Annotated in this window: 12 protein-coding genes and 1 pseudogene; 10 read left to right on the forward strand and 3 right to left on the reverse strand. The window is 38.1% G+C overall.

The window, feature by feature from the left end; translation table 11 throughout:
* Positions 1-109: 109 nt before the first annotated feature.
* Complete coding sequence (locus ACIQZD_RS20250) at positions 110-733, reverse strand: nitroreductase family protein (RefSeq protein WP_402905850.1); 624 nt, start codon at positions 731-733, stop codon at positions 110-112.
* 125 nt (positions 734-858) lie between these two features.
* Here ACIQZD_RS20250 and ACIQZD_RS20255 point away from each other — a divergent pair, with 125 nt between their 5' ends.
* Both ACIQZD_RS20255 and ACIQZD_RS20260 read left to right on the forward strand, forming a co-directional pair.
* Positions 859-1,209: a winged helix-turn-helix transcriptional regulator gene (locus ACIQZD_RS20255; protein ID WP_402905852.1), complete on the forward strand. Its 351-nt coding sequence runs from the start codon at positions 859-861 to the stop codon at positions 1,207-1,209.
* A gap of 283 nt (positions 1,210-1,492) precedes the next feature.
* The gene (locus ACIQZD_RS20260) at positions 1,493-2,476 is read left to right on the forward strand and encodes a ketoacyl-ACP synthase III (RefSeq protein ID WP_305159128.1); all 984 of its coding nucleotides are present in this window, start codon (positions 1,493-1,495) and stop codon (positions 2,474-2,476) included.
* Between the two features lie 402 nt (positions 2,477-2,878).
* On the opposite strand, the pseudogene ACIQZD_RS20265 reads toward ACIQZD_RS20260, so the two are convergent.
* Together ACIQZD_RS20265 and ACIQZD_RS20270 are read right to left on the reverse strand one after the other, a co-directional pair.
* Positions 2,879-3,586: pseudogene (locus tag ACIQZD_RS20265) on the reverse strand (cytosine permease); the annotation flags it as partial.
* 81 nt (positions 3,587-3,667) lie between these two features.
* Positions 3,668-4,024 (reverse strand): hydrolase, encoded by a 357-nt coding sequence (locus ACIQZD_RS20270; RefSeq protein ID WP_230177889.1) that lies wholly within the window; start codon positions 4,022-4,024, stop codon positions 3,668-3,670.
* Between the two features lie 189 nt (positions 4,025-4,213).
* On the opposite strand from ACIQZD_RS20270, the gene ACIQZD_RS20275 reads away from it, so the two are divergent.
* From ACIQZD_RS20275 to ACIQZD_RS20310, 8 genes are all read left to right on the forward strand, one after another.
* A complete protein-coding gene (locus tag ACIQZD_RS20275; RefSeq protein ID WP_402905856.1) occupies positions 4,214-4,903 on the forward strand; it encodes a hypothetical protein in 690 nt (229 codons plus the stop codon).
* Between the two features lie 196 nt (positions 4,904-5,099).
* Complete coding sequence (locus ACIQZD_RS20280; protein WP_402905858.1) at positions 5,100-6,335, forward strand: S1C family serine protease; 1,236 nt, start codon at positions 5,100-5,102, stop codon at positions 6,333-6,335.
* 250 nt (positions 6,336-6,585) lie between these two features.
* Positions 6,586-6,900, forward strand: coding sequence for a hypothetical protein (locus ACIQZD_RS20285; protein ID WP_402905860.1), 315 nt, complete (start codon positions 6,586-6,588; stop codon positions 6,898-6,900).
* Between the two features lie 1,044 nt (positions 6,901-7,944).
* Positions 7,945-8,874 carry a cytochrome aa3 quinol oxidase subunit II gene (gene qoxA, locus ACIQZD_RS20290; protein WP_402905862.1) on the forward strand — a complete coding sequence of 310 codons (930 nt, stop codon included), beginning with the start codon at positions 7,945-7,947 and terminating at the stop codon, positions 8,872-8,874.
* Positions 8,875-8,947: 73 nt separating this feature from the next.
* Positions 8,948-10,894 (forward strand): cytochrome aa3 quinol oxidase subunit I, encoded by a 1,947-nt coding sequence (qoxB, locus tag ACIQZD_RS20295; protein WP_402905864.1) that lies wholly within the window; start codon positions 8,948-8,950, stop codon positions 10,892-10,894.
* Positions 10,894-11,490, forward strand: coding sequence for a cytochrome aa3 quinol oxidase subunit III (gene qoxC / locus ACIQZD_RS20300; protein WP_241590064.1), 597 nt, complete (start codon positions 10,894-10,896; stop codon positions 11,488-11,490). Before qoxB ends, qoxC begins: the two co-directional genes overlap by 1 nt.
* Position 11,491: 1 nt before the next feature.
* On the forward strand, positions 11,492-11,776 hold the full coding sequence (gene qoxD / locus ACIQZD_RS20305; protein ID WP_241590063.1) for a cytochrome aa3 quinol oxidase subunit IV: 285 nt from the start codon (positions 11,492-11,494) through the stop codon (positions 11,774-11,776).
* 307 nt (positions 11,777-12,083) lie between these two features.
* A complete protein-coding gene (locus ACIQZD_RS20310; protein ID WP_402905867.1) occupies positions 12,084-12,533 on the forward strand; it encodes a YfmQ family protein in 450 nt (149 codons plus the stop codon).
* Positions 12,534-12,862 lie beyond the last annotated feature (329 nt).

Raw genomic sequence — 12,862 nt, forward strand, 5'->3', positions numbered from 1 at the left:
TAACTCGTGGTGAGTTTTAACTATAAGAAGATAGGGGAAGAGGGTTCTTTTTAACCCTCTTTCCACACTAATTTCCAATATCCAAATTTTAAAAAAGTAATTACACTCACTATATTTTGTTTTTATAAATGACTTTGTTAACATCGTGTCTTACTGTTTTGTGACCTTCTTTCATTCCTTTCCCCATGGCAATTAGCATAACATCTAAATACCTATCAGAAATTTTTAAGGCTGACTTTAATTGTTCGGAATCATACCCGGACATTGTAATGGTTTCAAGACCTGCCTCGTTAGCCAATAAAACTAACGACATTGACGCCAGGCTTGCGTCTCTTATTAATTCAACCTTTAAATCTTCTTTTGATTTATTTAGATAATAATTGATTGCCGCGTTTGTTAGATAATCTCTTACTGATGCGTCAAAATAACCTTTTTGAAACTCATCCTCATGTATCATTATGATATTTTCTTTTTCAAATGCTTGATAATCACCTAGTATAACAATCAGTACTGAGGCTTCAATTACCTGTTGCTGATTAAAAGCAATGGGCAGTAACAAATTCTTTAAATATGGTTCATCTATAACCAGGTATCGTGTTGCTTGAATATTGTTTCCGTTAGGCGATTTACTGGCTCCTTCAATAAATGTCGCCAACGTTTCTGGACTAATTTTGTAATCGGGATCATACTGCCTTACGGAACGCCTTTTTTCTATAATCTCTCTTACACTCATCGTGCTCACTCCCAATGTTATATTTGCTTCATAATCAGAGTATAATGGACCCATGATGTAGAAGAAAATAACGCACAATAAAGTGGCATAGCCACCTTTATGTGCCTATTCAGGAGGAATGAGGAATGAAGAGTCTAAATACTGGAATAAATATTTTCATGAATACTGTAGGAGGAAAGTGGAAATGCTTAATCCTCTTTTTTCTGAGTCAAAAACCAATGAGGACAAAAGAGTTTTATATTCTAATACCGGCCATTACCCAGAAAGTCTTAACCGACCAATTAAAGCAGTTGGAAAGAGATGGGCTTGTCCGAAGAGAAGTATATAAAGTAGTACCGCCAAAAGTAGAATACAGTTTAACTGAGTTGGGTCAATCCTTTGTACCTGTATTAAATACAATGTGTGAATGGGGCACTGCATATGCAGTCGAACAAAACCTCGAAAGACAAGATCAAATCTGTCGTCATCATGAATAAGTAAGATCTGCATCAACTAGGAGTATGGTTTTTTTGACAAGGTCAGTAAGGCAAGCAGAATTTAATACTTTATTAGAGGAAATGTCTTGAAGGTGACTTTTGGCATTCTCTCTAAAGATTGTATAAACTCACAGGTGCGTTACTTTAAAGTTCCTTTGCCCCGCCCCGCTCTTTTTTTAATGTAATGCTTAGTTGCATAAGATTTTTTTTACTTTATAATTAGTACCAGGTATTAATATCAGTTATAAAATTGATGCAATTCATAACACGAGGTGGCTATTCTATGTTCAAATCCAAAGCACGTATTACTGCGATAGGTTCGTATGTTCCTGAAAAAAGGTTAACAAATAAAGACTTAGAAAAAATGGTTGAAACCAATGATGAATGGATTGTTAAACGTACCGGTATTAAAGAACGAAGAATTGCACATGAAGAGGAGTTTACTAGTGATATAGGTTATAAAGCTGTAAAGGATTTAATGGAACGGTATGATAAATCTGTCGAAGATGTTGATATGATCATTGTCTGTACCTTTACTCCTGATTTCAACACTCCCAGTGTAGCATCTTTAGTCCAAGCAAAGCTAGGCATTAAGAATACTGGAGCTATTGATTTAAACGCTGCCTGTGCAGGATTTACTTATGGGCTGCATGTAGCTAATGGATTGGTAACATCTGGTTTAAACAAGAAAGTTCTTGTTATTGGAGCCGATACTTTATCAAAACTTATGGACTATGAAGATCGAGCCACTTGTATTTTATTTGGAGATGGCGGAGGAGCAGTTCTTGTAGAATATGATGAAAAACAGCCAAGTTTTATTTCTTCACATTTATATTCGGAGGGAGAAGGCGGAAAACATTTATATAGTACAAACCTATCGACACGTATAAATGGTGAAGACTTAAATAATAGTGGCAACCTGGTACAAAATGGACGTGAGGTTTATAAATGGGCTGTTACTACTGTTCCAAAAGGAATGCAAACTGTGATGAAAAATGCTGAATATCAATTGAATGATGTTGATTGGTTCGTACCGCATAGTGCAAATTTAAGAATGATTGAGTCAATATGTGATAGAAGTGGCTTTCCAATTGAGCGTACTTTATATAGCTTAGTGGAGTATGGAAATACTTCTTCAGCAACAATTCCATTATCTTTAGAAATAGGATTAAAAGAAGGGAAGCTCAGTGGTGGTGAGAAGGTTTTATTATATGGTTTCGGCGGTGGGTTAGCTCAAGCTGGATTGCTTATCAATTGGACCTTATAACACTACTTTCTAGTCAGGATAATTCAACAAGACCTTTATTTTTATTTTAGACAACTAGAGATATACCACAACATCCACTTTAAAAAAACAGAACCTTTGAACTGAAGTGAACCTAAATAGTTAGGCACTTTATTTAAACAGCCTTGAAGGCATGAACCCGGTAATCTACCGGCTCATGCCTTTTATTTTTACCTTGATTAGCTGATGCTTGTAGTATTTGATATTTTCTCTGGTTCTTGTTTGAAATGCTTTCTTGTGAAATGAATTTTTTTCCTTACAAGTACTCTAAACAGCATACATGTAATATTTCATTTATCGTATATTTTGGTCAAAAAAACTGCACCTCCAATTTGGGGTGCAGTTCATTTTAAGGTTCTCTGTTATCCGACACTTGATATTAATTTACTTAACACTAGCGTCTGTTTTCTCTATCGGACCATTCTCTTGTTTTATTGCATTTTCAGCGATATTCAACTTTTTTCTCATTGGGAAGTAATACAAAACAGCTGGGACAACTAAGCCAATAATCCAAGCGATATCTGCCCCTTCAAAGGCCTTGGCTATCGGTCCTACATAGAATGATGTGTTTATAAAAGGGATTTCCGCCAAGATTGATACTAGAAATGCCATACAAGTAATCCAATTTATTTTGCCATATTGACCGTTCACATCAAAAATATCTTTTACATTGTAATGGCCATGTCGCAGCAAATAATAATCAACAAGGTTGATGGATGTCCAGGGAATTAAAAAATAACTAATGAAAAAGATGAAATTCAAGAAAAAGGATAGGAAATTACTCTGACCTAGTAAGCACAAAACGGTACCTGCTACTGTTACACAGAATATCATTCCTATTCTTACTTTCGGTGTGACCTTTAATTTAATAAACGGTTCAATTGTTGTTATGGTTGCCATGAATGCTCCATATAGGTTAAAGACATTTATAGCAAGCTGTCCAAAGATGATTATAAAGAACATGATTATAGCAAAATTTCCAAACAGGCTGGCCAAGTTACCGCCAGAGTGATCAAGGAAGTTAGGAATCGCTATGGTTAAGGTTGCGCCTAATGTCATCATCCATATAGTCCCGATGACTGTGCCAGCGTAACATGTCCTCAAGGCTGCCTAAGTAAATAAAGTGTCTAACTTTTTGGGTTCACTTCAAATTTCAGGTTCTGTTTCTATTTCCTATTTGAACTTTTGCACTTCTTCTTGTCCCTCGAATTTGTTATCTTTCAATATGCCGATTTCTTCAATATGGTTTCGTGCTGTTTCATCCCCTAATTTATAAATGAGGGCATAAAGCCTTTTCATGGCTGCATCGTATTTATCATTTGCCCGGTCATGATGATAAAGAAGGTAGGGCACATGTGAACGGGCATATGCCTCCAGGTCATCTGTCCGGTGTTCCTCCAAGCATTGTTTCAATTCTGCAAGTTCCTCATCAGTTGCGTGTACAGTGAAGCTTGGATTCTCTTCAAGTTTTTGTCCAAGAACGTCGCCGCTGACCAAATCGACATGATAGGTCTGTTTTTCCTGCATCATTCTGTGCATCATCCTTTCAAGCGTTTATCTATTCTGTACCACTATTTGTAAAAAGTTAATCATCAATGTAAACATTTCCTTAATGAAAAAGATAGGAAATAGAGGTATCGGATTTCTTATCAAATGGTATAAGATGAATTTACAGAATAATATGGAAAATAAAGGAGTGATATAGTGAAGAGGTCAATCATGGTTATTTTTATTGTGTTGATTGCTTCAGGCTGCGTAACAAGGAATTATGATTCCAATATGGATTTAGGGAAAAGTCAGTTGAATGAAGAAAACTATTTAGAAGCCCACGAGGCATTTGAATTAGCTTATAAAGAAGCAAAAACACCGGAAGCAAAGGAATTTATGGTTCTTTCAGGTTTTCTGGCGAGTGGAATGAAGAAATACGACGATCAGGATTTTGATTCGGCCAAAAGCGATTTTGAAGAAGCGACCGCATATAAAGCAAAATACCGGGAAGGTAAACTAATGGTTTCAAAGGCGGTGGAAATGCAACCTGTATCAGACTCCGCCACGATAGAAGCAGTAGAGGGAAATGACGAGGCGGAGCCGGCGGAGGAAGCAACTGTGGACGGAACCAATGGATCCAAAATAGAAGATGAGGCGGCAACGGATACAATAGGCAAAGAAGAGAGCAAGGCTTCGGTTAGTACATTAAGTAAATCTCAGGCAGAGAAGCTAGTGAAGGATTATGTGGACATGGAAAATTTTCCGAAATTGAATATCGAATATGATCATGATGCCGAAAAGGGAGATTACATTTTTCATGTTTTCGAGGTGGATGAACCTAGTCAGAAAAGTGGCCACAAAACCACTTGGGGCTGGTATGGAGTGAATAAGAAGACTAAAGAAGTTTATGAAGTCTTGTAGGATAATTGTATGGTGGAATTGAAGGCCCCTGTTGAGGCCTTTTTAATTTGCAGCGCAGCAAAATACAGGATTCGATATAATTTTATACTTTTTGTAAAAATGTCGTCCTATTCTTTATTTCTTAAGAATTTTTTAATATTTCCTGTTTATGATTGAGTCAAGTAAAGGACAAAGGACAATCATAGGAGGGATAAAGATGGAGAATTATAATGGTGATGAGCAAGTCAGAGTGAAGGCAGAACGGAAAAAGGGTAAGTCTCTTTGGCTAACTAGCCTTGTTTCCGGAACGGTTGCTGCTATGGTTACATCGTCTGTATTTCTATTTGGCGGAGACTTTATAGATCAAGGGAATAGTTCAGTGAATGAGTCAACCGAAACAGCAGGTGTACAGCAACCGGAGAGTGTTGAAAAAGATAAAAGTGTCACGGCGGAAAAGTTATCGACGAGTACGGATTCAAATGATAGGGCAGAGATGGTCGAATCAGCATCCAAATCGATTGTCGGGGTCGTGAATTTACAGGAGATGCAAAACCAGAACCCGTACCAGCGGCAAAGCACGGAGAGCGAAACGGTTGAGAGCGGCACTGGTTCAGGGGTCATTTACAAAAAAGCTGGTGGGAAAGCCTATATCATCACGAACAATCATGTTATTGAAGGAGCTAAGGAAGTCGAAATTTCATTGTATGATGGACAAAAGACAACGGCAGCTGTTGTCGGGGCTGATGCTTTGACGGACTTAGCGGTTTTGACAATTGATGCCTCGATGGCACCTGAGGGAATTAAATTCGGGAATTCCGATAGCATGCGTCCAGGTGAAGAAGTATTGGCAATTGGCAATCCTCTTGGACTTGATTTTTCACGATCGGTTACACAAGGGATCGTCAGTGCGACCGGACGCTCCATTTCAGTTGATACATCGGACGGGGAGTGGGAACTTGATGTCCTTCAAACAGATGCAGCGATCAACCCCGGCAACAGCGGCGGTGCATTGATCAACACCGCTGGGGAAGTGATCGGGATAAACAGTTTGAAGATTTCCGAAAATGGTGTGGAAGGCTTAGGGTTTGCCATACCAAGTAATGATGTGATTCCAATTGTTACGGAACTGATTAAAAATGGAAAAATCACGCGGCCATATTTAGGAGTCAGCTTGGCCAGTATAGAAGAACTACCGCAATATTACCTTCAAAATGTTCCAGAAGCTGCTAAATCCGGCGTAATGGTGACGAGTATAGAGGCGGGCTCGGCTGCGGCGAATGGAGGGCTTATGCAACAGGATATCATCGTTGAGATTGATGGAACGAAAATTGATACCGCGGCAGCATTAAGGAAATACTTATATTCAGATAAGAAGATCGGCGATAAAGTAAAGGTTAAAGTATATCGAGGCACTGAAGAGAAAACGGTAACGATCACCTTGCAAAAACCATAGAGGTAAGGCCCCTGATTATTATCAGGGGTCTTATATTGGGATTTTTTTATAGTATACAGTAGGGTAATGTCGGAAAAATAGATAGTGTATTTGCACTGTTTTTGCAGTTTGTTCATATAGTCATGAATACCTAAAAGTGAATGGTGGCGTCTTCTATTTGTCAAGGTTTTCATCGTGGATATGTTAAAAAATAGAAAAGATTTGACAAATTTGTGAAATGTCATAAAATAGAAAGAAAGGGGATGAAATTATGGAAGCTAATCAGAAGATGTTAGATGCAGTGAAATGGGTATCGGGCACAGGCTGTGTAATCGGAATTATTATTTTTGCTTTAAGTTTCTTTGTAAGCGATTACAATAAGGATTATATATTTACCGCTGTTGGAATCGCCATCACATTAAGCGCAGCTGCCATTTTTCTAGTTGGTATATTTTTTGTCCTGACAGAAGAAATGGTAATGAATACACATAAAGGCGAAAGAATTGAACCGGAAACGACTAAAATCATAAAAATGAAAACAAAGGCTAAAGCTCCAACAAAAAGAAGTACAGAATTCAGTAACTAAAACGAGGAATATAGCGCAATATACTGTTTTTCTAAACAAAACTAGTTGTTCTTTTGCCTAACTTGCTGAATTTGAGTCAACTTGATCTCATTCGATGAATGCGCTTTCATTTTATGTATGATCAGAATCGAACTACCAATTTGTTACATTTTAATTCAATACAATATACTGCACTTGTCATTGCCAAACACACGATGTGCTTGACATCCAAACAAACTGCCTGCACGCCAGGAAATTCTCACTTACATTTTAAACTATATCCACGAGAAAAGGACACTTTTAAGAAGTCCTTTTTTTGTGGATTTTTTTCTATGTAATTTTAATTGATAATTCAAAAGGGATACAGGCATCAATATGGGGTTATTGGTCAGTGGGTTTTGCGATAGAACCACCAAACCTGAATTACTTCTACCACGACTATTGCTAAACGGCTGTTTAAAAATAATGACAGGGCATAAGGATTGCGAAAGAACCCAATTTCATTTCAAACTCGTTGTTTCCTTATATATATATAATATTGACCTGTGTTTGATCATAAGAGTATTGAAGCATGGAGACAACATCGTGTTTAATGTGTCTACCATTTACCAACCTCCATGGCCGAGTGAAAAAAATCCGTTTTAAATAATGTTTTCTAACGATAAATACCTAATTGACAGGATAGGTAATATAATTCATAATCTTTAAGAGTTTTGAGGCAATATACACGGTGAATATAATGTGAAATTTTTATTTCATTATATTAGAGTAATATTAAACGGAAAGAGGATCGGTAATATATGCAATCCTGTACTGATAAGTGAATTTTCATAGACAAGATATGAAACATTTATTATATTTCATTTGCTGAAGATTATCGAACATTTCAGTTCATTTACCATCTTCTTACTGCTCTTTAATGAACTTTATGTGACAGATGTCACTTTGTATTGTCTTTTTTTAGACTTGGGATTAATATTGGTATGTCGGGGTTTGTGAACATGGTAACACTTTGTCCGAATAATTACCAATTGGAATTTTATTATGTAAGAAAGGGGTAGTACTATGAAAATAAAATGGGCTCTATTAACTATACTTTTTACTATTGCCACTGTGCTAACCGGTTGCGATAACCCATTAATGGTCTTGGACCCTAAAGGGCCAGTAGCTGCAACACAAGCAGATGTTATTATGATTTCGATATGGACAATGTCCTTTGTCGTCCTTGTCGTTATGGTACTGTATATCTTCATGATAATGAAATATCGTGCTTCCAAACAACGTGATGATTATGAACCGCCTCATATAGAAGGAAGTAAGGTTCTTGAAATAATTTGGGTTGCGATCCCAATTTTGATCGTCGCTTTCCTATCCGTTGTTACTGTTAAAACAACAAATGAAGTTGAGGCAACACCTAAAGGATACGGTGATCAAGAACCTTTAATTATTTACGCTTCATCTTCCAACTGGAAGTGGCATTTTAGTTATCCGGAAGAAGATATCGAAACAGTCAACTATCTGTTTTTACCTACTAACCGACCAATTGAATTTAAACTTTACTCATACGGTCCAATCTCAAGTTTCTGGATTCCGCAACTTGGAGGACAAAAATACGCGATGTCGGACATGGTTAATACGTTGCACTTAGCAGCTGACGTACCAGGAGAGTATATGGGTCGAAATTCAAACTTCAGTGGTTCAGGTTTTGCTCAGCAAACGTTCAACGTTAATGTACTGTCTGCAGAAGAATACGATAAGTGGGTAGATGAAATTAAAGCTACTGCTAAACCGATTACTGAGGAAAAATTCAATGAATTATTAAAACCTGGTCATGTGGGACAATCCACTTTCACTGGAACTCACTTAGAGTTTTCTCCAGCTCCTGAAGGGGAAAATGCTGGTCATGACCACGGATCCTCTGATACGGAAGAAACTGATTCCAAGGATTCACACGAGGAACATTCAGAACACAGCAACATGAATCATGATCACTAAGAATTAATTTCGTTCGATAAAACAACTAGGTTTACAAGATAAGGAATATTTTCCTGAAAGGAGTCACAAAAGTATGGATTACTTTGATCGATTTGCCGTACCTCATCCAAGTCCTGCGATTTATGCATCCATGGTTGCCATTGGTTTAACCATGATTGCGGTTGTTGCCGGAATTACCTATTTTAAAAAATGGGGTTACTTATGGCGTGAGTGGTTAACAACGGTTGACCATAAACGTATTGGTATCATGTACATCTTGGCAGCACTGCTTATGCTCTTCCGTGGTGGCGTGGATGCTCTTATGATGCGTGCTCAAACGGCTATTCCAGATAACGGTCTTTTGGATGGACAGCATTATAATGAGGTATTTACAACACACGGGGTCGTCATGATCCTGTTCATGGCTATGCCATTTATCATTGGGTTAATGAACATTGTTACACCATTGCAAGTTGGAGCGCGTGACGTAGCATTCCCACGTCTGAACGCAGTAAGCTTCTGGTTATTCTTCATGGGGGCAATGCTATTTAACATCTCTTTCGTAGTCGGTGGTTCTCCTGATGCAGGCTGGACATCTTACTTCCCGCTTGCAGGTAACGATTTCAGTGAATCAGTAGGTTCGAACTATTACGCGATTTCACTTCAAATTGCAGGTATCGGTACATTACTGACTGGTATCAACTTTATCGTAACAATCTTGAAAATGAGAGCACCTGGCATGACCTTAATGAAAATGCCAATGTTCACATGGTCTATCTTGATCACAAACTTCATCATCGTTTTCGCTTTCCCTGTATTGACAGTGGCACTTGCGTTGATGACAATGGATCGTCTATTCGGAACTCAATTCTTTACGATGGCCAATGGCGGTAGCGATATGCTTTGGGCGAACTTGTTCTGGGTTTGGGGACATCCTGAAGTTTATATAGTAATTCTTCCAGCTTTCGGTATTTACAGTGAAATCATTTCGACATTTGCACGTCGTAACCTGTACGGATATAATTCGATGGTTATCTCCATGGTAGCTATTTCTACTTTATCTTTCATTGTATGGGCTCACCATTTCTATACAATGGGTCACGGTGCAATGGTTAATGGTATCTTCTCGATTACCACGATGGCAATTGCCGTCCCGACTGGTGTTAAGATCTTCAACTGGTTGTTCACACTTTGGAAAGGTAAAATCGTATTTACCGTTCCAATGCTATACTCTTTAGCTTTCATTCCGATTTTCACGCTCGGTGGGGTAACAGGGGTAATGCTTGCCATGGCAAGTGCTGACTACCAATACCATAATACAATGTTCTTAGTAGCTCACTTCCACTACGTATTGATTCCAGGTACTGTATTTGCCGTACTTGCCGGTTTTACGTACTGGTGGCCAAAAATGTTCGGTTTCATGTTGAGCGAAAAAATTGGGAAATGGTCGTTCTGGTTCATTACAATCGGCTTTAATGTAACATTCTTCCCGATGTTCATCACTGGTTTAGATGGGCAGGCACGTCGTATGTATACGTACTCTGAATCAACAGGGTATGGTCCATTGAATATGCTCTCTTTCGTTGGAGCGATTGGCTTGGCAATAGGTTTTGCACTTATTGTGTACAATATCTATTGGAGTACTCGTTATGCATCAAGAAATATTTCGAACGATCCATGGGATGCGCGTTCTCTAGAGTGGGCTACACATACACCAATCCCTGAATATAACTTTGCAGTTGTACCAACAGTTGATTCTACAGAAGCATTCTGGGATTCAAAGAAAAAAGGCTTTAAATTATTTGGTGGTAAAGTAGAAAAAATTCATATGCCAAATAACAGTGGCGTGCCGTTTATCATGAGCTGTATCTTCTTCGTTTGGGGATTTGCATTGGTATTCAGCATGTGGATCATTGCAATCATTGCAACGATCGGTATCTTTGCTTGTATGATTCACCGTTCATTCGAAAAAGATCACGGTCGTTATATCTCTGTTGAAGAGATCGAAGAAACTGAAAATAAATTGCGAGGTGCTAAGTAATGAAAATAGATAACTCGCTGCCACTAGAATATAGCACGGAAGAAAATCGCTTAAAGATTTTTGGATTCTGGATTTTCCTAGGAGCAGAAATAGCTCTTTTCGCTACACTGTTCGCCACTTATTTTGTATTGGTTGACGGAACTGGAAATGGTCCAACAGGGGAACATCTTTTTAAACTCCCAACCCTGATGTTCCAAACAATCTTTCTTTTAACCAGTAGTTTTACCATAGGTCTTGGAATCAATGCAATGAGACTTGGCAGACAGAAAGCAACGATTGGTTTCTTCATTATCACCCTTATTCTTGGTTTAGGCTTCTTGGGAGTCGAAATTTATGAATTCGTGGAGTATGTTCATGAAGGAGCAACCATTCAAACAAGTGCTTTCTTATCTAGTTTGTTTACATTACTAGGTACCCATGGAGCTCACGTTACACTTGGTTTATTCTGGGGAACCTTCATCGTCATGCAGATCAAAAAGCGCGGTATGACTCCAGAAACAACAAACAAGGCTTTCATCTTTTCACTTTACTGGCATTTCTTGGACGTTGTCTGGATCTTCATCTTCAGTTTCGTCTACCTGAAAGGAATGATGTAATATGAAAGAATTATTCCCACGGGGCCAAGTTATGGGATTTGCGTTTTCTCTAGTCCTGACTTTGGTCGCACTATCAGTTATTATGTATGATCTCTCACTAAAAATGGCTATGATCATCCTTCTTGTTACAGCTTTCATGCAAGCTGCACTGCAATTAGTTATGTTCATGCACGCAGGTGAGTCTGAAGATAAAGCATCGATTTACACAAACGTATATTACGGATTGTTCGTTGCATTGGTTACAATTTTCGGTACAATGCTAACAATGATTTGGGGATATCAATAATCGATTCCGGAAAAGCTGGGCGTCTTGATGACGCCCAGCTTTTTTGTATTTTAATAAATATAAATTCTTATACCGACCCATCCATCTCATTCATGGAAATTTGTTAAGAAGGATGTGGATGAAACCATTTTGTTTAGTATAACCATTTCGGAACATTATATTTATAAAGGGAAATTGTATTTAAGTACAATGTTTTACCAAAGTAAAACGTTAATAGAACGGACACATCTTCTAAGAAAAACTGCAAGCCCTATTGATATAATAAGTTATATAAGAATTAATTTATAAATGTAGCGGAGATGATGAATTGACATTGCCGGTTTTGATTTTGACAATTATCTTAAGCTTGATAAAAATATTGGTTTCCTGTCTTCCAACCGATGCAGTTAATTGGATTATCAGCAAATTTAAAATACACTCAGAAATTAGTGGCGGGAATGCGATCGTATCCTTTGACGGAAAACGTTTGGAAGGTGAAGAAAAAATTCAAGTTATTAATCATTTTAATAACGCCAGGTTTTTGAAGAAAAATCATATATTCCCGGGTAACGAGCAATTGTTTTTACATCCAGAGGACAGTGGGACTCCATTAGTCATTGATACTAAAATAGGCAAAATTGATGTTAAGTTATTTGTGTACATTTACAATGAACGCGTGGATGTAGTTAAACAGTACAAGAAGAAAGTCATTTCTTATAGTCTGTTTTCCGATAGCCTCCAAGAACGATCCGTGCCATTAATAAGTAATTTAGCTTAAAAGAACATTAAGAGGACGGTCCTTAAAAGACCGTCTTTGGGGTTGTAGACAAAAGGGGTTTTACCTAAAATTTCAAAACAAAGTTGATTGGAACGGGTGCGAGACTCCTGCGGGAAAAGCGCGTCGAGGGGAGACCCCACAGGCACAAGGCGCCGAGGAGGCTCCTGGACCGCCCGCGGAAAGCGAGTGCCTGGAGTGGAAATCGACGTTCGAGGTTTTATAAACCCTCATAAAAACTGAGACATACTTGATTTTCATCGAGTTTGTCTACAGTCTGAAAGAAGGCCCTTAAAAAGACCGTCTTTTTTATAAGTCTTTTATTGTATAAT

This window comes from Peribacillus sp. NPDC096447, from assembly GCF_044762725.1.
Taxonomy (GTDB): Bacteria; Bacillota; Bacilli; order Bacillales; family DSM-1321; genus Peribacillus.